General features: G+C 70.7%; 19 protein-coding genes. 11 read left to right on the top strand and 8 right to left on the bottom strand.

Annotated features, from left to right (window positions below; genetic code table 11):
- Positions 1-48 precede the first annotated feature (48 nt).
- Entirely contained in the window at positions 49-228 is a 180-nt protein-coding gene (locus OG538_RS18415) for a DUF397 domain-containing protein (protein ID WP_406094912.1), read from the bottom strand.
- Positions 229-230: 2 nt separating this feature from the next.
- Positions 231-1,109, bottom strand: coding sequence for a helix-turn-helix domain-containing protein (locus tag OG538_RS18410; protein WP_406094910.1), 879 nt, complete (start codon positions 1,107-1,109; stop codon positions 231-233).
- A 213-nt stretch (positions 1,110-1,322) separates the two neighbouring features.
- On the opposite strand from OG538_RS18410, the gene OG538_RS18405 reads away from it, so the two are divergent.
- Positions 1,323-1,790 (top strand): ATP-binding protein, encoded by a 468-nt coding sequence (locus OG538_RS18405; RefSeq protein ID WP_406094908.1) that lies wholly within the window; start codon positions 1,323-1,325, stop codon positions 1,788-1,790.
- A 67-nt stretch (positions 1,791-1,857) separates the two neighbouring features.
- Here OG538_RS18405 and OG538_RS18400 read toward each other — a convergent pair whose 3' ends face one another.
- Both OG538_RS18400 and OG538_RS18395 read right to left on the bottom strand, forming a co-directional pair.
- Positions 1,858-2,454, bottom strand: coding sequence for a hypothetical protein (locus OG538_RS18400; protein WP_406094907.1), 597 nt, complete (start codon positions 2,452-2,454; stop codon positions 1,858-1,860).
- 45 nt (positions 2,455-2,499) lie between these two features.
- Positions 2,500-3,330, bottom strand: a complete 831-nt coding sequence (locus OG538_RS18395; protein WP_406094905.1) for a glycoside hydrolase family 25 protein — start codon at positions 3,328-3,330, stop codon at positions 2,500-2,502.
- Positions 3,331-3,588: 258 nt separating this feature from the next.
- On the opposite strand from OG538_RS18395, the gene OG538_RS18390 reads away from it, so the two are divergent.
- On the top strand, positions 3,589-4,584 hold the full coding sequence (locus tag OG538_RS18390) for a peptidoglycan-binding protein (protein ID WP_406094903.1): 996 nt from the start codon (positions 3,589-3,591) through the stop codon (positions 4,582-4,584).
- 307 nt (positions 4,585-4,891) lie between these two features.
- Here OG538_RS18390 and OG538_RS18385 read toward each other — a convergent pair whose 3' ends face one another.
- From OG538_RS18385 to pdhA, 3 genes are read right to left on the bottom strand one after another with little or no spacing between them, the layout of a single operon-like run.
- Positions 4,892-6,310, bottom strand: a complete 1,419-nt coding sequence (locus tag OG538_RS18385) for a dihydrolipoamide acetyltransferase family protein (RefSeq protein WP_406094901.1) — start codon at positions 6,308-6,310, stop codon at positions 4,892-4,894.
- Positions 6,311-6,320: 10 nt separating this feature from the next.
- Positions 6,321-7,301: an alpha-ketoacid dehydrogenase subunit beta gene (locus OG538_RS18380; RefSeq protein WP_406094899.1), complete on the bottom strand. Its 981-nt coding sequence runs from the start codon at positions 7,299-7,301 to the stop codon at positions 6,321-6,323.
- Positions 7,302-7,303: 2 nt separating this feature from the next.
- Positions 7,304-8,467 carry a pyruvate dehydrogenase (acetyl-transferring) E1 component subunit alpha gene (gene pdhA, locus OG538_RS18375; RefSeq protein ID WP_406094897.1) on the bottom strand — a complete coding sequence of 388 codons (1,164 nt, stop codon included), beginning with the start codon at positions 8,465-8,467 and terminating at the stop codon, positions 7,304-7,306.
- A gap of 339 nt (positions 8,468-8,806) precedes the next feature.
- Here pdhA and OG538_RS18370 point away from each other — a divergent pair, with 339 nt between their 5' ends.
- The 3 genes from OG538_RS18370 to OG538_RS18360 all read left to right on the top strand — a co-directional run bounded on the left by OG538_RS18370 (position 8,807) and on the right by OG538_RS18360 (position 11,078).
- Positions 8,807-9,466: a response regulator gene (locus tag OG538_RS18370; RefSeq protein ID WP_406094895.1), complete on the top strand. Its 660-nt coding sequence runs from the start codon at positions 8,807-8,809 to the stop codon at positions 9,464-9,466.
- A 124-nt stretch (positions 9,467-9,590) separates the two neighbouring features.
- On the top strand, positions 9,591-10,019 hold the full coding sequence (locus tag OG538_RS18365) for a pyridoxamine 5'-phosphate oxidase family protein (protein WP_406094893.1): 429 nt from the start codon (positions 9,591-9,593) through the stop codon (positions 10,017-10,019).
- 63 nt (positions 10,020-10,082) lie between these two features.
- Entirely contained in the window at positions 10,083-11,078 is a 996-nt protein-coding gene (locus OG538_RS18360) for a phosphotransferase (protein ID WP_406100200.1), read from the top strand.
- Positions 11,079-11,081: 3 nt separating this feature from the next.
- Here the strand turns inward: OG538_RS18360 and OG538_RS18355 are convergent, their stop codons facing one another.
- Complete coding sequence (locus tag OG538_RS18355) at positions 11,082-12,728, bottom strand: protein kinase domain-containing protein (RefSeq protein WP_406094891.1); 1,647 nt, start codon at positions 12,726-12,728, stop codon at positions 11,082-11,084.
- Positions 12,729-13,046: 318 nt separating this feature from the next.
- On the opposite strand from OG538_RS18355, the gene OG538_RS18350 reads away from it, so the two are divergent.
- From OG538_RS18350 to OG538_RS18325, 6 genes are all read left to right on the top strand, one after another.
- The gene (locus tag OG538_RS18350; protein WP_406094889.1) at positions 13,047-14,702 is read left to right on the top strand and encodes a protein kinase domain-containing protein; all 1,656 of its coding nucleotides are present in this window, start codon (positions 13,047-13,049) and stop codon (positions 14,700-14,702) included.
- A 575-nt stretch (positions 14,703-15,277) separates the two neighbouring features.
- Positions 15,278-15,814, top strand: a complete 537-nt coding sequence (locus OG538_RS18345; protein ID WP_406094887.1) for a hypothetical protein — start codon at positions 15,278-15,280, stop codon at positions 15,812-15,814.
- An 84-nt stretch (positions 15,815-15,898) separates the two neighbouring features.
- Positions 15,899-16,510, top strand: coding sequence for a PadR family transcriptional regulator (locus tag OG538_RS18340; protein WP_406094885.1), 612 nt, complete (start codon positions 15,899-15,901; stop codon positions 16,508-16,510).
- A 147-nt stretch (positions 16,511-16,657) separates the two neighbouring features.
- On the top strand, positions 16,658-17,425 hold the full coding sequence (locus tag OG538_RS18335; RefSeq protein ID WP_406094883.1) for an ABC transporter ATP-binding protein: 768 nt from the start codon (positions 16,658-16,660) through the stop codon (positions 17,423-17,425).
- Positions 17,422-20,265 (top strand): FtsX-like permease family protein, encoded by a 2,844-nt coding sequence (locus OG538_RS18330; RefSeq protein WP_406094881.1) that lies wholly within the window; start codon positions 17,422-17,424, stop codon positions 20,263-20,265. Before OG538_RS18335 ends, OG538_RS18330 begins: the two co-directional genes overlap by 4 nt.
- Before the next feature lie 131 nt (positions 20,266-20,396).
- Positions 20,397-20,948, top strand: coding sequence for a bacterial proteasome activator family protein (locus OG538_RS18325; protein ID WP_406094879.1), 552 nt, complete (start codon positions 20,397-20,399; stop codon positions 20,946-20,948).
- Positions 20,949-21,198: the final 250 nt, after the last annotated feature.

The following is a 21,198-nucleotide window of genomic DNA, read 5'->3' as shown; positions in this document are numbered from 1 at the left end:
CATCCGGCGGGCTGGTGGATCGACCGGGGGATGTCCCCCGTTCTGCCCCTACGCCCGGCGCAGGCCGGCCTGGAAGGCGTCCCACGCGGCGGGGGCGAGGAGAAGGACGGGGCCGTGCGGGGCCTTGGAGTCGCGGACGGCGACGGTGTGGGGGATGTTGCGGGCGACCTCGACGCATTCGCCATTACCACTGCTGTAGCTGGACTTGACGAACTCGAAGCGCGGCACGGCTACAACTCCTTGCGAATACGCCCGATAAGAGCGATGGAATCGCGGGGAGCGAGTCCGTTTCTGGCGATGCGACCGAACGTGACGTTGTGGCGCGCGGCGTCCGTCTCGCTCTCCAGCCACAGCGTAGACGACGTGGTGTCCATGTAGACCACGTCCACCGCACCTGGTTCACCGAACGATACGACGCTAAAAGCGCTGGTCATACCTGGGTGGGAGCCGGCCAGGAAGGGGACAACCTGCACCGTGACATTTGGCTCGGCGGCCGCTTCCGCCAGACGCTCCAACTGCGTTCGCATCACCTCGCGCCCACCGACCAACTGCCTCAGGGCGCCCTCGGAGACGATCGCCCACAGCATGAGCGGGCTTCCGTCCGCGAGGCGTGCCTGTCGGGCAATCTTCGCTTCGACGAACCGCTCGATCTCGTCCGGGTCGTCCCAGTCCGCATTGCCGACCGCAAGCGCCCGAGCGTAGTCCGGCGTCTGGAGCAGTCCCGGCACGAAAGCTCCTTGCCAGGTCCTGACCGACGTCGCGATGTCTTCGAGCGCAACGTACTCAACCAGGGAGCGCAGCTCCGGGTACTGATTCCACCATCCCTTCGCCTTGCGGCGCTCCCGGTCCAGCCGAGCCACCTCCAGCAGGCGGCCGACAGGTTTCGCATCCTCAAGACCGTAGAACTCGCAGAGAGTACGGATGTCCGGGTCCCTCATGGGGACCCACCCGCGCTCCATTTTCACGATCTTCGAGTTGGTCGCACTGATGACCTGGGCAGCCTGCTGCTGCGTCTTCCCGGACGCGTCACGCAGGCGCAGCAGCTCGCTACCGAGCCTGCGCCCAAGAACAGTTGACGACCTATTGCCTTGCGGAGTCGCTCGATTCACGGCACCAGTGTGGCCTCCCGCAGTGCGGGTCGTCGACCGCCATCCCCCGTTCGGGACAAGTGTCCCCGTTTCACTTGCACTCATCCGGGCCCGCTCGCTACGTTCGGCATCACGCCGCTCACCCAGCGGAGTCACCCGGCGGAAGTGCACCGCCCTGCCCGGCGCAGGCGCGGCATCGCCACCGCCCGCACCCTCACAGAGAGGCGCGCGACCATGAGCGCAGCCCAAGCGATCCCGACCCCCGAACCCGATCCCCCACTCCACGAGGACCGCCTCGACTACACCCCCACGGCTCGCAGCGTGACGCTCGCTCGCCGGCGGGCCGCCCGCCTGGTCGCCGAGTGGGGCCACCCCCGCCACGCAGGCGAAGCCGCTCTCCTCGTCAGCGAGTTGGCGACCAACGCCTTATTGCACGGCTGCATGCGAGGCCGACTCTTCCGCGTTGACCTCACCCTCACCGCCACGGCCCTCCGCATCGAGGTCAGCGACCCCCGCGGGGAACGGCTCCCCGGACTGCGCGAGGCGGGCGCCGACGACTGCTACGGGCGCGGGTTCCTCATCGTCGCCCAGCTCGCCGACCGCTGGGGCGTCGAGCCACGCACTGTCGGGAAGACGGTCTTCGCCGAACTCACCCTCGGGCAGGGAGCGGACGCGACGGCAGGCCGCCGGCCCGTGGGCTGACGGTCTGCCGCAGGAGGGGCGTTCGGGGTCATCGGGGCACCGGCGTCCGGGTCCGGTGGGCCCCAGGTCAGCGGGGCCAGGCGCAGTGCACGTGGCGGCTATGACCGGTATTGCCGGGGCCGAGAACCTCAGTCGCGCCGAGCTTGTTGCAGGCGGCCATGACCTGCTTGTGGGGTGCGCCGCTGCCCACGTGGCGGCCGTTGATGTAGTTGATGTCGAAGGCGATCCCCGCGTAGTGCCGGGAGTTGCTGCTGTGGTCACCGCCCACGATCTCGGAGACAGAGAGGCGGAAGCCGTACTGGGTCCGCAGCTTCAGCAGACCGTTCAGCATGCGCGGGTCGAGCGCGACCCGGCGGTTCGGCTTGTCCCCCCAGGGGCTGGTGAGCGCTCCCTTGCCGTTCGCCGTGTCGACGATGTTCTGCCGGACCGTCGAACCCGCGTGCTTCCCGCCCGGGTGGACCGTGGCCAGGCTGATCTGCTTCTGGGCCAGGATCTGCCTGGCCAAGGATGCCCGGGTATCTGCCTTGGCGGCGGGCCGGTCGGCTGCCATGGCGACGGGCGTGGTCAGGGCTGCTGCGGCGACGAGGCCGGCCAGGAAACGGGCGGCGGTGCGGTGCACGAGACGGGGAGGGGTGAAGGTAGGGGCCGCGGGTCGCTTGGACATGAGAACTCCTTTGTTCGGGTGTGACGTTGATAGGGGATGGGACGTTTACGGCTGTGGCAGCGGCACCTCGTTCCTTTTCCGGGCACCGAGGGCCCGCAAGTCCGCCGCGCTGCCCCGGAAGACATTGCGGTCGGCCGGACCGTCGATCCCCGCCACGCGGGCACGGTCGGTGTATTGCCAGAACGTCCAGCCGCGACCGGTACCGGGCACCTGCTGAGGTTCCTTCGCGCCGCTGCCGTACCGGGCGACCCAGAGCGGATGTCCGGCAAACACCTCGCCCTTGCCGCGCATGCACTCCTTCACGAAGGACGCGCGGGTGTAAACGATCGGGGTGACCCCGAACTCCTTCTTCACCTCGTTCAGGAACGCCCTGATCTGCTCGGAGCGCAGCACCTTCGGGCAGACTTCGCCGCCGCCCTTGGCGGGCAGCTTCTCCACATCGAGGACCGGCGGCAGTTCGCCCGTCCCGCCGCCCCGGTAGCCGGCGGCCCGGACGGTCGTGGCGAAGTGACGGGCCTGTGCCGTGCCGTCGGTCGTGTTCCGGGGATCGAAGAAGTGGTAGGGCGCGCGCAGCAGCGAGGTCCTGGAGACGGCGGCGTAATCACGGGCGAACCAGCCGTCCTTGCCCGAAACGCCCTGGGTGGCCTTGAGGAAAGCGAAGCTGTGGCCGCCCGCCACCCGCTTCCAGTCGATCGCGGTGCCCTTCCCCCCGCTCTGCTCGTGGTTGTAGTGGCTGGTGTCCACACCGGTGACCCGGTACGACGAGGGCGGCGCGGCCTGGGCTGCCGGGGCGGTGCCGCCGAGCGTCAGCAGTGACGCTCCCACGACCGCTCCGGCCAGTGCGGCACGCACTCGTCCGGGTGATGTCGGATGCATACGTGGAACTCCTTGTCCTTGAGGTGAACGGGCCCCGCAGTCCGTTCTCGACCGCGAAACACGCAGGCCGGAGCACCCCTGCGAAGGGGCTGGAACGGGGTGGAGGTCGCGGGGCTCTCGGGCCGGCCGCTCCTCAACTGTGACGCACGGACCGCGGCTTTCACTACGCTCTGCGTCCCGCGCGTCGATGCGCCTAGGCATGCTCCTCATGCACGGCGTTGACCTGCGGCTATGCACACGGAAGCTTCGGAGAGGCGCATGACGGAGACCACGGGGTCCGGCCACGGGCCCCAGCCTGGACGGACCCTCGCCGAACTCCTGAGGTCCTGGTGGGAGGCGTCGGCACGGGACGGCCGCGACAAACCCACCCAGCAGTCGCTCGCCAAACGGCTCGGGATCGACCAGACCACACTCTCGCGCTATCTGAATCCGTCGCACGCCTCCAACGCACCGCGCAGGATCGTCGAGCGTCTGCACGAGGTCCTGCGCGCCCCGGCGGCCGATCTAGGGCGGGCTTGTGCCCTGGCCGACGCGGCGGCCGAAGCCGCCCCCGGCCGCAAGCGCCCGACGACCGCCCGCCCGTCGGACACGGAACCCTCCGCCCCCACACCCGACACGGGCGCCACCGAAGCCACTGCCTCCACCACCGAGACGCCCGCGCCCCCGCGCTCCCGCCGCCCCTGGATCCGTCTCCCCGCCGCCCTGCCCGGGCTGGCCATCACCACGCTGTTCCTCCTGGTGGCCGGGGGGCTTGTGTGGTGGGCGGCCCCGGCACCCGGCGACGACGACGCCAAAGCGGCCACCGGCGCCACCGGGACGGCGAAGGCGTCGGACTGGCCGATCATCAGCAAGCGCCACGTCGTCTGGGGCGCCCGTACGGTGCAGCTGCTGCTGCGCGCCCACACGTACACGGTGAAGGTCGACGCCGACTACGGCCCCGCCACTGCCGCCGCCGTCACCCAGTTCCAAACTGCCCACGGGCTGAGCCCGGACGGCAAGGTGGGCCCGGACACCTGGAGACTGTTAATCATCCAGGTCGACTCCGGCACCACCGAGACGGACGCCGTCACCGCCGTGCAGTACCTCCTCCACCGCGCCGGGGTGCCGACCGACAACACCGGGACGTACACCCCCTCGACGATGCGGTCCCTGAAGCAGTTCCAGTCCTCCCACGGCCTGCCCGCCACAGGCGTGGCCGACGAGGACACCTGGCGGGAGCTGGTCCACGCCCAGGGCCCCAGCCTGCACAAATAGCCCGGGGATTCCGCGCTTCGGGCCCCTCAGATACCGTTCGCCTGCTCCAGCGCCCCGGCGATCATGCGGGTGGCGAACTCCTCGGCCGGCTGCGACAGGCAGCGCGCGGAGTCCTCGGATCAGTCGGGCGACGAGACAGTTCGCGTCTTGTCTCCGCTACGGCAGCGGGGCCGGGGCGGCGGTAGTCTGCCGCACTCCGTCGACGAGGCCGCCCCCTTCACCCGCACTCGCCCCCGTCCACCGGACATGACGATGGGCCCGCGCGAACGTCTCGCGGGCCCACCTCATACACGTACGACCGGGGTCACTACCCCCAGGTGATCAGCCGCTTCGGCTGCTCCAGGATCGCGGCGACGTCCGCCAGGACCTTCGACCCCAGCTCGCCGTCGACCAGACGGTGGTCGAACGACAGGGCCAGCGTGGTCACCTGACGGGGCTTCACCTTGCCCTTGTGCACCCACGGCTGGAGCTTGATCGCGCCGACCGCGAGGATCGCGGACTCGCCCGAGTTCAGGATCGGCGTGCCCGTGTCGACGCCGAAGACGCCGACGTTGGTGATGGTCACCGTGCCGCCCGCCATCGCGGCGGGGGACGTCTTGCCCTCGCGGGCCGTGGAGACCAGCTCACCCAGGGACGCTGCGAGCTGCGGCAGCGTCTGCTCGTGCGCGTCCTTGATGTTCGGGACGATCAGTCCGCGCGGGGTGGCGGCGGCGATGCCCAGGTTGACGTAGTGCTTCTGCACGATCTCCTGGTTCGCCTCGTCCCAGGCGGCGTTGACCTCGGGGTTCCGCTTGATCGCGACCAGGAGGGCCTTGGCGATGACCAGGAGCGGGTTGACCCGCACCCCGGCCATGTCCTTGTCCTCCTTGAGCTCCGCCACGAGCTTCATCGTGCGCGTCACGTCGACGGTCACGAACTCGGTGACGTGCGGCGCGGTGAACGCGCTGCCGACCATCGCCTGAGCGATGGCCTTCCGTACCCCCTTGACGGGGATACGTGTCTCCCGCGCACCGGCCGCAACCGGGGCGGCGGCCACGACCTGAGCCGCGGCCGGAGCCGGGGCCTCCGTCTGCACCGGTGCGGGGGCGGGCGCCGGCGTCGCCGCCGCGTGCACGTCCTCGCGGGTGATGATGCCGCCCTCGCCGGTCGGGGTGACCGTCGCCAGGTCGATGCCCAGGTCCTTGGCCAGCTTGCGGACCGGCGGCTTGGCGAGCGGCCGGGCCTCGGGGACGGCGGCGGGGCCGTGCCCGTTCATCTCGCCCTGGATCGCGGCGGACGCGGCGGCCGGGGCCGCCTCCGTGCCCTTGCGGGCGCGCCGCTTCGTGGAGGACTCGGCCACGCCGTATCCCACCAGCACGGGCTGGCGGCCCTTGGGCGCCTCCGGCTCGGCCTCGGTCTCCGGCGCCGCGGCGGCCACGGGCTCGGCCGCGGCGGGGGCGTCGTCGCCGGAACCCGGCGCCACGTCCACCGTGATGATCACCTGGCCGACGTCGACGGTCGTGCCCTCGGGGAAGCGCAGCTCGTGCACCACTCCGTCGAACGGGATGGGCAGCTCCACCGCCGCCTTCGCCGTCTCGACCTCGCAGACGACCTGGCCGTCGGTGACGGTGTCGCCCGGCTGGACGTACCACTTGAGGATCTCGGCCTCGGTCAGTCCCTCGCCCACGTCGGGCATCTTGAACTCACGGAAGCGAACTGCGTTGGAAGTGTCGGTCATCGTTGTCACGTCCCCGTCCTCAGTACGCCAGCGAGCGGTCGACGGCGTCGAGCACACGGTCGAGACCCGGCAGGTACTCGTCCTCCAGCCGGGCAGGCGGATACGGGACGTGGTAGCCGCCGACCCTCAGCACGGGTGCCTCCAGGTGGTAGAAGCAGCGCTCCGTGATGCGAGCGGCGATCTCCGCGCCGGAGCCGTAGAACACCGGCGCCTCGTGGACCACGACCAGCCGGCCGGTCTTCTCGACCGAGGCCTGGATGGCGTCGAAGTCGATCGGGGACATCGAGCGCAGGTCCACGACCTCGACCGACTTCCCCTCCTCCTGGGCAGCCGCGGCGGCCTCCAGGCAGACCTTCACCATCGGGCCGTAGGCGACGAGCGTGAGGTCGGTGCCCGTGCGGGCCACGGCCGCCCGGTGCAGCCCGCCCGGGATGGACTCGGTGTCGAGCTCACCCTTGTCCCAGTAGCGGCGCTTCGGCTCGAAGAAGATGATCGGGTCGTCGCTCTGCACGGCCTGCTGCATCATCCAGTACGCGTCGGACGCGTTGGACGGCGAGACGACCTTCAGGCCCGAGACGTGCGCGAACAGTGCCTCGGGCGACTCGCTGTGGTGCTCCACGGCGCCGATGCCGCCGCCGTACGGAATCCGCACGACGACCGGCAGCTTGATCGTGCCGAGCGAGCGGGCGTGCATCTTCGCGAGCTGCGTGACGATCTGGTCGTACGCGGGGAAGACGAAGCCGTCGAACTGGATCTCCACGATCGGCCGGTATCCGCGCAGCGCGAGACCGATCGCCGTGCCCACGATGCCGGACTCGGCGAGCGGGGTGTCGATCACCCGGTCCTCGCCGAAGTCCTTCTGGAGTCCGTCGGTGATCCGGAAGACCCCGCCCAGCTTGCCGACGTCCTCACCCATGATGAGGACCTTGGGGTCGGTGTCGAGGGCCTTGCGCAGCGACTCGTTGAGCGCCTTCGCGATGGACATCTTTTCCACGGCCATGGCTACTTGCCCTCCTCGGCGAACGATGCCTGGTAGGCGGCGAACTGGGCGCGCTCCTCGTCGACGAGTGCGCTCCCGTCGGCGTAGGCGTGGTCGAAAATGGCCAGCCGGTCCGGCTCGGGCATGGCCCGTACCGCTTCGCGCACCCGCTTGCCGAGGGTCTCGCTCTCCTCGTCGAGAGCGGTGAAGAACGCCTCGTCGGCGGCGCCCTCGTTCTCCAGGTAGGTCCGCAGGCGCAGGATCGGGTCCTTGGCCTCCCAGGAGACGCGCTCCTCGTCGGCCCGGTACTTCGTCGGGTCGTCGGAGGTGGTGTGCGCACCCATCCGGTAAGTGAACGCCTCGACGAGGGTGGGGCCCTCGCCGCGCCGGGCCCGCTCCAGGGCGGACTTGGTGACGGCCAGGCAGGCCAGGACGTCGTTGCCGTCGACCCGGACGCCGGGGAAGCCGAAGCCCTGGGCGCGCTGGTAGAGCGGCACCCGGGTCTGCCTCTCGGTCGGCTCGGAGATCGCCCACTGGTTGTTCTGGCAGAAGAACACGACGGGGGCGTTGTAGACCGCGGAGAAGGTGAACGCCTCGGCGACGTCGCCCTGGCTGGAGGCGCCGTCACCGAAGTACGCGATCACGGCCGAGTCCGCGCCGTCCTTGGCGACGCCCATGGCGTAGCCGGTGGCGTGCAGGGTCTGCGAGCCGATGACGATCGTGTACAGGTGGAAGTTGTTGCTGTTCGGGTCCCAGCCGCCGTGGTTCACACCGCGGAACATCCCGAGCAGGTTGGTCGGGTCGACGCCGCGGCACCAGGCGACGCCGTGCTCGCGGTAGGTCGGGAAGACGTAGTCGTCGTCGCGCAGGGCCCGGCCGGAACCGATCTGCGCCGCCTCCTGGCCCAGCAGCGAGGCCCACAGGCCCAGCTCGCCCTGACGCTGCAGCGCGGTGGCCTCGGCGTCGAAGCGCCGGGTCAGGACCATGTCCCGGTACAGACCGCGCAGCTCCTCCGCGGTCAGGTCGATCGAGTAGTCCGGGTGCTCGACGCGCTCGCCCTCGGGCGTCAGCAGCTGTACGAGTTCGGGTCCGGAACTCTGTGGCGTCTTCGCGGGCGTCTTCGCGGCGCTGGTCCGCTTGCTGCTGCGTCGCGGTTTACGCGCGGCAGCAGTGCTCTCCACGGTCACGTGCGTGCTCCTCCGTCGGTCCGGCCCCCGGGGTCTGCCGGGAGACCAGTGCGGCTCGCCTGTGTCCGTACCCGTGCACGGGGTGGGTGCCGCTCGGTCCGGGAACAGGCGTGACAGGTGCCCCGGCGAGCGCCCTGTCTTAGGCACGTTACCCAGTGCTTCGCTTAACTGCGAAAACCTTCCTGACCTGCGATTTTGCTTGGATATCCAAGTAAATCGAAGAATTCGGGAACTCTCGCTGGTCACAGCACTGGTAACAGCCTTGCAGGCCGCCGGAACAACGGCACGTTATCCCGCCGGACAGCGGCAGGGAAGAGGGGAGTGTGTGAGACTGCGTTTGTGCGCAAAGAAGGAAAAATCACCGTTTTTCTGCTGGACGACCATGAGGTAGTCCGCCGCGGAGTCCATGAGTTGCTGTCGTCCGAGGACGACATCGAAGTGGTCGGCGAGGCCGGTACGGCCGCGGACGCGCTGGTACGGATTCCCGCGACCCGGCCCGATGTGGCCGTTCTCGACGTACGCCTGCCGGACGGCAGCGGAGTGGAGGTCTGCCGCGAGATCCGCTCCCAGGACGAGTCCATCAACTGTCTGATGCTGACCTCGTACGCCGACGACGAGGCACTTTTCGACGCGATCATGGCGGGCGCCTCCGGTTATGTGCTCAAGGCGATCCGGGGCAATGAACTGCTGAGTGCGGTACGGGACGTGGCGGCCGGGAAATCGCTGCTCGACCCCGTGGCCACGGCGCGGGTCCTGGAGCGCCTGCGTGACGGGAAGAAGGGCCGCGGCGAGGACAAACTCGCGGGCCTCACCGACCAGGAGCGCAAGATCCTGGATCTGATCGGCGAGGGGCTGACGAACCGGGTCATCGGCGAGCGGCTCCACCTCGCCGAGAAGACGATCAAGAACTACGTCTCCAGCCTGCTCTCCAAGCTGGGCATGGAACGGCGCTCGCAGGCCGCCGCGTACGTGGCGCGGCTCCAGGCCGAGAAGCGCTGAGCGGTACGGCACGCCCGGGAAGGGCCGGGGCCGCGGCCTCCGGCTGCTTTCGGGACTTTGGTCCCGTGGCACCCGGGGCCGCGGCCTCTTCTGCCCGCCCCCGCGGTGTCGGACAGTGGAGGGCATGTCCTCCGAGGAACTCCACGCCATCCAGTTGCTCGGCCGCGTCCCCTACGGCCGGCTGGCGACGAGTATGCGCGCCCTCCCGATCCTGACGGTGGCCCGCCACATCGTCACCGACGGCCGCGTCGTCCTGCGCATGCACAGCGGCCTCGGCTACCACCACGCCTGCGACGGCGCGGTCGTGGCGTACGGGGCGGACAACTACAACGCCGCCACCTCGGCCGGCAGCCGCGACCTGTGGTCCGTGCAGTTCACCGGGCCCGCGCGGATCGTCGAGCCGACCTGCGCCCAGCGCGAGCTCTTCGGCCCCGCACCGATCGAGGTCAACGGTGAGCCCTTCCTCCCGGCCTACCTCCGGCTCGAACCGCACTTCGTCACTGTGCACAGTCTGGACTTCCACGCAACTCCGCGGATCCACAACGCAGCGTGATCTAACATCTGTCGAGTGCCGCGCTCATCTGTAACCTTCCCGCCTGTTCCCCCGGTCGGCGAAGTGCTGCGCCGCTACCCGGACGCCGGCGAGCCGCTCGCCTGCGAGCCCCTCGACCAAGGCCTGCTCAATCACGGTTACCGGGTGTCCACCACTCGCGGCTCCTACTTCCTCAAGCACCACCTGGACGACTCCACCGGCGACCGCGCCACGATCGTCCGCCAGCACCGGGCCACCCAGCGGCTCCAGTCACTCGGAGTGCCCGTCGCACCGCCCGTCGTGGACAGCGACGGGGACACCGTCACCGAGATCGGCGGCCGCTGCTACGCCCTGCACCCCTGGGTCGAGGGGCTGCACCGGGCAGGCGCCCAGCTCACCCTCGCCCAGTCGTTACGTCTCGGGGCGCTGCTCGGAGCCGTACACACAGGTCTCGAACAGGTGATGGGGGCGGGCGCGGGGGCCGGGGCCGGGGGGCGGTCCGGCCACGCCAGCCCCGACCCCGCCGACACCTTCGCGGTCATCGACCGGCTGCTGGCCGCGGCGCGCGGCCGCCGGCCCCGGGACTCCTTCGACGAACTGGCCGAGCACCGGCTCCTGGAGCGGCGCACCCTGCTGGAACAGCACGCGGACCGCCGCCCGCCCGCCCCGGACGGCCCGGCGACCGGCTGGGTGCACGGTGATTTCCACCCGCTGAACGTGCTCTACCGGGGCGCCGACCCGGTGGCGATCCTCGACTGGGACCGGCTGGGGGTGCAGCCGCGCGCGGAAGAGGCGGTACGGGCCGCGGCGATCTTCTTCGTGCAGCCCGCCGGGGAGCTGGAGCTGGCAAAGGTGCGGGCGTACGCGCGCGCCTACCGGCGGGCGACCGGTGCGGGGGCGGACGAACTGGACGCGGCGGTGCACCGGGTGTGGTGGGAGCGGCTCAACGACTTCTGGATACTGCACTGGCGCTACTGCCTGAACGACCGCAGGGCCGACCCGCAGTTCCCTGCGGTGTCGGCCCTGGCGGTCTGGTGGACCCGTGAGTACGAGGCGGTACGCGACGCCTTCACGGGGTGAGCGTCACGGCGTCGTGCCGGTGCCCTCGGTGGCTCCGGCGGCGGTGTTCCCGGCGGCTGCGCCGGCATCCGCACCGGCGTTCGCGCCCTCGGTGGTGCCCGTTCCGCCGTCAGCGGTGCCCGCACCGCCGTCGGCCGTCCCCGCACCGCCGTCAGCGGTCCCCGTACCGCCGTCGGCCGTGCCCGTCCCGCCGTCGGCCGTGCCCGTCCCGCCGTCGGCCGTGCCCGACGTGGTCGTCTCGGTCGGCTTCGTGTCCGAGGGCGTCGGTTCGGCCGTCTCGCTCGGGGTGTACGACGGGGTGTACGAGGGCTGCTCCGGCGTCTCCTGCTGGTCACCGGTGGAATTGCCCGGCTGCTCGGTGTCCTGCGTCGTCTGCTCGTCGGTCGGCGAGGCCGACGTCTCCTTCGGAGTGGGCGAGCTGGACGTCGAGGTGGCAGGCGTCTTGGGCTTCTCGCCGCCCCCCTGCGCGGCGTTGACCGCGATGGCGACGCCCGCGCCGATCGCGATCAGCGCGAGCACGATGAACAGCCACAGCTTGCCGCGGCCGCTGCCGCCCTGCCGGGTGCTGCCTCCGTCGTATCCGCCGTCGTCCGGGTTCATCGGCGGCAGGATCGGGCCCTGCGAGGTGTCGCCGAACTGCTGGTAGCCCATTGCCCGGGTGGAGCCGGTCATGCCCCGGGGCGGGGTCCCCGGGCCGTCGTTCAGCACGACCGGGCCGGTGTTCCACGTACCGGTGTGACCGCCCTGCACCTGGAGCATCTGCAGGCTGTACTGGACCAGTCCGCGCATCTCCTCCGCGCTCTGGAACCGGTCGTCCGGGTCCTTCGCGAGCGAGCGCATGACGAGCCCGTCGAGTTCCGGCGGCACCCCGGGCGAGATCTCCGACGGCGGTACCGGAATGTCCTGGACGTGCTGGTACACCACCGAGAGCGGCGTCTCGCCGGTGAACGGGGGCCGCAGTGCGAGGAGTTCGTACAGCAGACAGCCGGTGGCATACAGGTCGGAACGGTGATCGACGGCCTTGCCCAGCGCCTGCTCGGGGGAGAGGTACTGCGGTGTCCCCATGACCATGCCGGTCTGGGTCATCGTCGACTGGGCGCCGTGCAGCGCACGGGCGATGCCGAAGTCCATCACCTTGACCGCACCGGAGTGCGTGATGATCACGTTGGCCGGCTTGATGTCGCGGTGCACGATCCCGTGCTGGTGCGAGTAGGCCAGTGCCTCCAGCACCCCGGAGACGATGATCAGCGCCTGCTCCGGGGGCGGGGCCTCGGCGTTGAGCAGAAGGTCACGGATGGTCCGGCCCTCGACGAGCTCCATCACGATGTACGGGACGGTCTGGCCGGCCACGGTGTCCTCGCCGGAGTCGTACACCGCCACGACCGCATGGTGGTTGAGACCGGCGACCGACTGCGCCTCGCGCGTGAACCGGGCCTTGGAGACCGGGTCCTCGGCAAGATCCGAGCGCAGCAGTTTCACCGCGACGGTACGTCCCAGCCGCACGTCCTCGGCCGCGAAGACCTCGGCCATTCCGCCCCGGCCCAGGCGGCCGGTCAGCCGGTAGCGTCCGTCGCCGACGACACCGCCGATGCCCCAGGAATCGGTGCCATCCGGAACTCCGCCGCCGTTTGCTTCGGGTTCGGGTGCCATCAGTCCTCGCCGTCGTTTCTGTCCGCGCGTCCGCGGGTTCTCACGGTGTGTGGGGTCTTTCGCTCGAAAGGCCCTTGCTGCATTGCCACGTCACGCTACAGCCTCCGCCGGACACGCCGTTTCCGAGAGGGACGGGTCATCCAACCGGCTGGCGCGCCCACCACGCAAATTCCATCCGGATCCTGTAACGCTTCCGAGACGCTTCCAGTGCGTAGGGTCACGGAACGGGCACCTGGCTTGACGTGTCGTACCCCTCGGGCAGACTTGGCCAGTAATACGGATCTTCGCGCGGTCGCGCGCCCTAGGGGGAAGCAAGTCATGAGCCAGGACGGTGCACAGGGTGCCCAGGGTCGCTATGCGGGCGGTTCGGTCGCCGGCGGCCGTTACCAGCTGCGTGACCTGCTGGGCGAAGGCGGGATGGCCTCCGTATATCTGGCGTACGACTCCGCCCTCGACCGGCAGGTCGCGATCAAGACGCTCCACACGGAGCTCGGCCGCGAGCAGTCGTTCCGCGAGCGGTTCCGTCGTGAGGCTCAGGCGGTCGCCAAGCTGCAGCACACCAACATCGTTTCCGTCTTCGACACCGGCGAGGACGAACTCGGCGGCGCCCTGATGCCGTACATCGTCATGGAGTACGTCGAGGGGCAGCCGCTCGGCTCCGTCCTCCAGGCGGACATCCGTAACTACGGTGCGATGCCCGCCGACAAGGCACTCAAGGTGACGGCCGACGTGCTGGCCGCCCTGGACACCAGCCACGAGATGGGTCTGGTCCACCGCGACATCAAGCCCGGCAACGTGATGGTGACCAAGCGCGGCATCGTGAAGGTCATGGACTTCGGCATCGCCCGCGCCATGCAGTCGGGCGTCACGTCGATGACCCAGACGGGCATGGTCGTCGGCACCCCGCAGTACCTCTCCCCCGAACAGGCCCTCGGCCGCGGTGTGGACGCCCGCTCCGACCTGTACTCGGTCGGCATCATGCTGTTCCAGCTGCTGACCGGCCGCATCCCCTTCGACGCGGACTCCCCGCTCGCCATCGCGTACGCGCATGTGCAGGAGGAGCCGGTCGCCCCGTCCACCATCAACCGGTCGCTCACCCCGGCGATGGACGCCCTCGTCGCCCGCGCCCTGAAGAAGAATCCGAACGAGCGCTTCCCGAGCGCCGCCGCGATGCAGGACGAGATCGCGCGGGTGCTGAGCGCGAGCGGTCAGACGGGCGCCCCCGCGATCATCAGTGGTGCGGGCGCCCCGGCGAACAGCGGCTCGGGTGTCGGCTCGGCCGTCTTCCCGCCGGTCGACCAGTCCGCCCCCGCCCCGCAGAACGTCCAGACGCCGTATCAGCCGGGCCCGTACCAGTCGCAGCAGCAGCCCGGACCGTACGGCGTGCCGACGCCGGCACCCACCCCCGCGCCGAGTTACGGCTACCCGCAGTCGGCTCCGGCGTACCAGTCGCCGGCGGCCATGTCGCCGATGCAGCGGCAGACCCCGCCGCCGTACTCGATCTCGCCGCAGACGCACGCCACGTCCTCGGGCGGCGGCTCCAAGCGGAACATGCCGGTGATCGTGGGTTCGATCGTGGTCGCCCTGATCGCGATCGGCGGCCTGATCACGGCGCTCGCGCTGAAGGACGACGACCCGGGCAAGGGCGGCACCGAGGCCTCGTCGAGCGAGTCCCCGGCCAGTGATCACAAGGATCCGGAGCGGAACCGGACGATGGACACCGACAAGTGCACGGAGGCGTACGAGGACGACGACGACCCGAACAAGGTCGACGCCCCGAGCTTCCTCTACAAGGACATCCTCTCGGTGCGCGCATGCGCGGACGCGGCCGGCTGGACCATCAAGCAGATCAAGGTCCCCGGCAACGCCTACGCGGAGGACCAGGTCATCGACCAGTTCCCCACCTCGGGGACCGCCGTGCCCAAGACGGGCGCCCACTTCGAGCTGCGCATCGCGACGGGCGACCCCGCTTAGGAGCACGGCCTCAGGGCCGTTGCCTGCCGTGTTGAGCGGGGCCGGTCGCGTCACGCCCGCTGTGGGGGCCGGTCGACCGCCGCGTCGCGCCTGCTGTGCGGGCGGTGTTCTCGCTACCTCGCGGGTGCTGTGAGGGCGGAGCTTTCGCCATGTCACGTCTGCTGTGCGGGCGGTGTCCGCCCCGTCGCGCGGGACGCGGACGCGGTGTCCGTCGGGTCATGCGGGACGTGGACGCGGTGTCCGTCGCGCGGCCATCCTTCCGCACCACCGGAGATGCCGGACATACCGTCACATGTGACGCTGACCTCATGGCTTCAGGACACCGTGCCTCACGGCCCTCAAGGTGCGTGGCCTGCCTGGCGTTGACGGCAGCCGCAGCACTGGGGGCCATGACGGCTGGGGAGGCACATGCCGGGGAGCTCACGTCCGCCCGGAGCCCGGCGACGGCCGGCGCGTCCTTGACGCCGCGGGCACCCCTTCCATCCGGCTCACCCCCCTTCGCGCCGTCGTCCACTGCGTCGCCGCCCGTCGCGCCGTCGTCCACTGCGTCGCCGCCCGTCGCGCTGCCGTCCGTCGTGCCCTCGTCGGCACCGCCGTCCGTCGCGTCCTCGTCCGTCGCGTCCTCGTCCGTCCCGTCGTCCGTCGGCCCTTCCGCTTCGCGCCCCGGCGCCGCCGTCAGCCCGGCGGTCGCGCCCGCGCATCCCGCGCCACCGAAGCCGGCCTCCGCCTCGCCCTCCGCTTCCCCGTCCGCCCCCTCCACGCCCCCTTCGCCGAGCGCCGAATCCCCGCGCCCGCACAGCGCCGGGTCGCCGTGGGCCGGACGGCCCGCGGGGGAGGGGCGGCCGCGGCCCGGGAGGACGCTGACGCCCGCCGAGATCGCCCGGGCCGATGCCCTCGACGAGGCCGCGGAGGAAGCGGAGGCGACGGAGTCCGCCGCCGTACCGGCCATCACCTTGGATCCGAGGGCTCACACCGGAACCGGCCGGATGTCGCGGCAGGCCCTTGAGGGACCGGCCGTCGAGCAGGTCCAACAGATGTCGCTCGGCGCGGGAATCGCCCTGGTCGGCATGGGTCTCGGGTTCCTCGCCCTCCGCATGCGCCGCTCCGGCTGAGCGCCGCACGACAGAGGGACCCAGCGCCGCAGTCGCCTCTGCCGGGACTTGCGTTTACCAACATACTCGGTATACATACTCAGTATGTCGATCCGTCATGGGCTGCTGGCCCTGCTGGAGCGGGGGCCTCGGTACGGCTCCCAGCTCCGCACCGAATTCGAGTCGCGAACCGGCTCCACCTGGCCGCTCAACGTCGGGCAGGTGTACACGACGCTGAGCAGACTGGAGCGCGACGGCCTGGTCGTCCAGGACGGCGAGGACGACCAGGGACACGCCCTCTACTCGATCAGCGACGACGGACGCACCGAGCTGCGCTCCTGGTTCGAGACGCCTGTCGACCGCAGCAGCCCGCCGCGGGACGAGCTGGCCATCAAGCTCGCCATGGCCGTCGGCGCCCCGGGCGTGGACATCCGGGCCGTCATCCAGGCCCAGCGCCACCACACGGTGAAGGCGATGCAGGACTACACCCGCCTCAAGGCGCAGGCACTCACCGACGTGCCCGCCAACCGCGACGAGGTCGCCTGGCTGCTCGTACTGGAACAGCTGATCTTCCAGGCCGAGGCCGAGGCCCGCTGGCTGGATCACTGCGAGTCCCGGCTGGTCCGTCTCGCCGAGGCCGCCGCCACGGAACCCGACGCGACCACAGCACCGCGCACCACGGGCCGCCCCGCCTCCCGGCCCCGCACCCGCCGCTGAGCCGTCGTCCGACATCACGGAGCCGACCTGCACACCACCGAGCCGGCCTCCACACCGCTCAGCCGGCCTCCCACACCCGCTCAGCCACGGCCCCGGCCGCTCGCCGGACGCCGACCACAGACCTGTTCCGAGGGGGAACCCACCGTCATGTCCCTGCACGTCCCGTCTCCGGCCGCTCCGCCCCTGCCGGTGGACGCTCCGGTGCTCGAACTCCGCGACCTCACCCGCACCCATGGCACCGGCATCGCCGAGGTGCACGCCCTGCGCGGGATCAACCTGGCGGTGCACCCCGGCGAGCTCGTCGCCGTGATGGGCCCGTCCGGCTCGGGCAAGTCCACCCTGCTGACCCTGGCCGGCGGTCTCGACACCGCGACCGGCGGCCAGATCATCATCGAGGGCCAGGACATCTCCACGCTCGGGCGCAAGGGCATCGCCGCCCTGCGCCGCCGCAGCGTCGGCTACGTCTTCCAGGACTACAACCTGATCCCCGCCCTGACCGCCGCGGAGAACATCGCCCTTCCGCGCGAACTCGACGGCGTCTCGGTCCGCAAGGCCCGCAAGGAGGCGCGGGCCGCGCTGGAGGAGATGAACCTCCTGGACGTCGCCGACCGCTTCCCGGACGAGATGTCCGGCGGCCAGCAGCAGCGCGTCGCCATCGCCCGCGCTCTGGTGGGGGACCGGCGCCTGGTCCTCGCCGACGAACCCACCGGGGCCCTCGACTCCGAGACGGGCGAGGCCGTCCTCGCGCTGCTGCGCAACCGCTGCGACCAGGGCGCCGCCGGGGTGATGGTGACGCACGAACCGCGGTACGCCGCCTGGGCGGACCGCGTGGTCTTCCTGCGGGACGGCTCGATCGTCGACCAGACACTGACCGCGGGCGCCGACTCGCTGCTGGCCGCCGGGAGCGCCGAGTGAGCCTCTTCTCGGGATGGCGCGCCGCCCTCCGGATAGCCCGCCGCGACGCCATGCGGGCGAAGGGCCGCAGTGCCCTGGTGGTCGCGATGATCGCGTTGCCGGTGCTCGGGGTCACGGCCGCCGACGTCACGTACCGCAGCGTCGACTCCACCGAGGCCGAGCAGCTGACGGCCCGCATGGGTGCGGCCGACGCGCTGTTCAGCGACCCGGGCATGGGCCCGCTCCAGCAGATGCCCGACGGGAACTCGTACGACATCGCCGGCGACGAGCCGCCCGAGGGGGATGTCCCGCCGGTCGACATGCGCACCGCTCTCCCCGAGGGTGCGCGGGCAATCACCATCCAGTCCGTACCAGCGAGCGTCACGACCGAGTACGGGCTCACCAGCACCGAGATCGTGGAGTTCCGCACCTCGGACCCGTTGGCCCGCGGCAAGATCGACCTGGTCGACGGCGAGTTCCCGCGCGGCACCGGTGAGATGGCGGCCACCAAGCCGTTCCTGGACTCGTCCGGGCTGCACATCGGCTCCCGCACCACCGTGAACAACACCGGCCGGACGTACACCATCACCGGTGTGGTCGAGCAGCCCGACGATCTGAAGTCGCAGAAGCTGTACGCAGATCCGGGGGCCGTCATCGCCCCGTGGCAGGCCGTCGCGGACCGCGACAAGAAGATACTGCCGCCCAACACCGGCTCGACCGAGTGGCTGGTCAAGGGGGCCGGCCCGGCCGGCATCGGCTGGGGCGACGTGCTCGCGGCCAACAGGACCGGCGCCCTCGTCGTGTCCCGCCAGGTGGTCCTGGACCCGCCGCCGGACTCCGAGATCCCCATGGCGCGGTCGATGACCTACTCCTACTCGGACGACTCCGGCGAGGCGAGCGCGGCCCTCGTCACCGTGGTCGCCATGGCCCTCCTGGAGATCGTCCTGCTCGCCGGACCGGCCTTCGCCGTCGGTGCGCGCCGCTCGCGGCGTCAGCTCGGACTCGTGGGCACCTGCGGCGGCGACCGGCGCCATGTACGGGCCGTGGTGCTCTCCGGCGGTCTGGTGCTGGGCGCCATCGGGGCGGTGACCGGTGTCGCGGCCGGGCTGCTGCTCACGATGGTGTTCCGGCCGTTGATCGAGGGCTGGGCAGGTCAGCGCTTCGGCTCCCTGCTCCTCAAGCCGGCGGAGCTCCTCGTCATCGCCGCGCTCGGTCTGGTCACCGGGCTCCTTGCCGCGTTCGCCCCGGCGATCGTGGCCGCCCGGCAGTCCGTACTGGAATCACTCACCGGACGGCGCGGTGTGCGCCGCAGCTCCCGGGTGCTGCCCACCGTCGGCGCCTGCGTGCTGGCCCTCGGCGTCGCCGTCGCCGCCTTCGGCGGCACCAGGGGCAAGTCAACGCTGGTCGCCGGCGGCTCGGTCGTCGCTGAGCTCGGACTGCTCGCCTGCATTCCGGTGATCGTCGGCCTGCTGGGCCGGCTCGGCCGCAGACTGCCGCTCTCCCCGCGGATGGCGCTGCGTGATGCCGCCCGCAACCGCGGCCGTACCGCTCCGGCGGTCGCCGCCGTGATGGCGGCCGTCGCGGGCTCGGTGGCCATCGCGACGTACATGTCCAGCAGTCTGGCCGAGTCCGACCAGGACTACAGGCCCATGCTGGCCAAGGGGACGATGGTCCTGTCGGCCAACGACGACAAGGCTGCCGAGCGGCTCCCGCTGGCCCGGGCGTCCGTCGAGCGGAACATGGCCGTGACCGGCGGTCACGCCGACTTCTCCCGGGTGTGGGCGGGCAGCGACTGCAACGTCTACTACGAGGACGAGAACAGCTGCGGCAGCATGGAGCTGGTCAAGCCCACCGGCAAGGGCCACACGTGCCCGCTGAACACGAAGGGCGCGAAGGAGCTCGCCGCACGGCTCTCCGCGGAGGAGCACCGGACGATGATGCGCTCCCCCGCCTGCACGGACGAGTACATCTCCTCGGGCAGTTTCAGCTCGGAGGCGAACAACATCGTGGTGGGCGGCCCCGAACTGCTCCGCACCTATGCGAAGCTCGACGACCCCGCGGCCGCCGCGGCGCTGAAGGCCGGCACGCCCGTCCTGCTGAACCAGGCGTACGCGAAGAACGGCGAGATCACGCTCAAGGCCGTCCACACGTACAACGCCAAGGACCGGAAGAACCGCAAGCTCCACCCGGGGCCGGCCCGCAGGTCCACCGACCGTCTGAAGGTGTACGTGGCGGACGCCGCATACGCGTCCACCCCCGGCATCCGCATGGTCCTCCCCCAGCGGACCGCCGAGCGGCTCGGCCTGCACACCGCGCTGAACGGCAGTGTGTACGCCGTCCCGCACCCGCCCTCGGACGCCGAGCAGCAACGCGTCTCGGCCGCCATCGACCAGGTCGGCGGCGGGCTCTGGCTCCAGACCGAAAGCCTTCCCGGCGACCGGCAGAGCACCATTCTGCTGATCCTCACGCTGTTCGCGGGTGTCGTGACCCTGGGCGCGGCAGCCATCACCACCGGTCTCGCCAAGGCGGACGCGGAAGCCGACCTCACCACGCTGAGTGCGGTCGGTGCGCCCCCACGGGTACGGCGGACTCTTTCGGGCTTCCAGTGCGTGGTGGTGGCGCTCACCGGGGTCCTCCTGGGCACGGCGGCGGGCCTGGTGCCCGCGGTGGCCCTGCGCCTGGTCGATCTGCGCAACTCGATGGACGCGATGCGGGAGGAACCCATGGAGTCCGCCTTCACACCGATCGTGCTGCCGTGGGCGACCATCGGGTTGCTCGCCGTGGTCGTTCCGCTGCTGGCCGGGCTGCTGGCCGCGGCGTTCACCCGGTCCCGGCTGACCCTGGCCCGGCGCGCCGGGTGAACCGGAGGAAGGCAGCGCCGGCGGCCTGACCGGCGGCTTCGACGCTCATCCGGTGCCCCCGGAAACGGTGGATCATCCGTTTCCGGGGGCACCACAGTGTTGTACGGCACGTGTGCGAGACAATGGGCGGCATGGAGATGCCGAGGAATGAACGGTCGCAGGAGCACCCCCAGGTCCTCGTGGTGGGGCAGGACGGAATGGCGATCGGCGGCGGTGGCACTGACGACGAGTCGCGGGAGGTCCCGGTGACGGAGATGGTCGAGCAGCCTGCGAAGGTCATGCGCATCGGCAGCATGATCAAGCAACTCCTGGAGGAGGTCAGGGCGGCTCCCCTCGACGAGGCGAGCCGAGTGCGCCTGAAGGAGATCCACGCCAGCTCGGTCAAGGAGCTGGAGGACGGCCTCGCACCGGAGCTGGTGGAGGAGCTGGAGCGGCTCTCGCTGCCGTTCACCGAGGAGTCGGTTCCCTCCGAGGCGGAACTCCGGATCGCGCAGGCCCAGTTGGTCGGCTGGCTGGAGGGCCTCTTCCACGGCATCCAGACCGCGTTGTTCGCCCAGCAGATGGCGGCCAGGGCGCAGCTGGAGCAGATGCGCCGTGCCCTGCCTCCCGGCAGCGGTCACGAGGAGGAGGACGGCGGCGGCGCGGACCTGCACGGGGCGATCCGCTCCGGCCCGTACCTGTAGTCCCGGCCGGCCGGACCCGTACCCACCGATCCACCGATCCTGCGCGAAGGGCCCGGCACACGAGAAGTCGTGCTTGGGTTCTAACGGTCCTCGCAACACCCTCGATCTGTGGGAGTTGCGGGGACCGTGGGCGTTGAGCGGGTTGATCTTGCGGGGTTGAGAAAGCGTTTCCTTGTTCGGCTGGATGTCGTGGGGAGCGTGACGGCAGTGGCGGCCGAGCTGGGCGTCAACCAGAACACGGCGTTCGGGT

The organism is Streptomyces sp. NBC_01013 (genome assembly GCF_045162765.1).
Taxonomy (GTDB): Bacteria; Actinomycetota; Actinomycetes; order Streptomycetales; family Streptomycetaceae; genus Streptomyces.
Note: the sequence above shows the minus strand (reverse complement) of the source record. Positions and strands in the feature narration are given on the sequence as shown.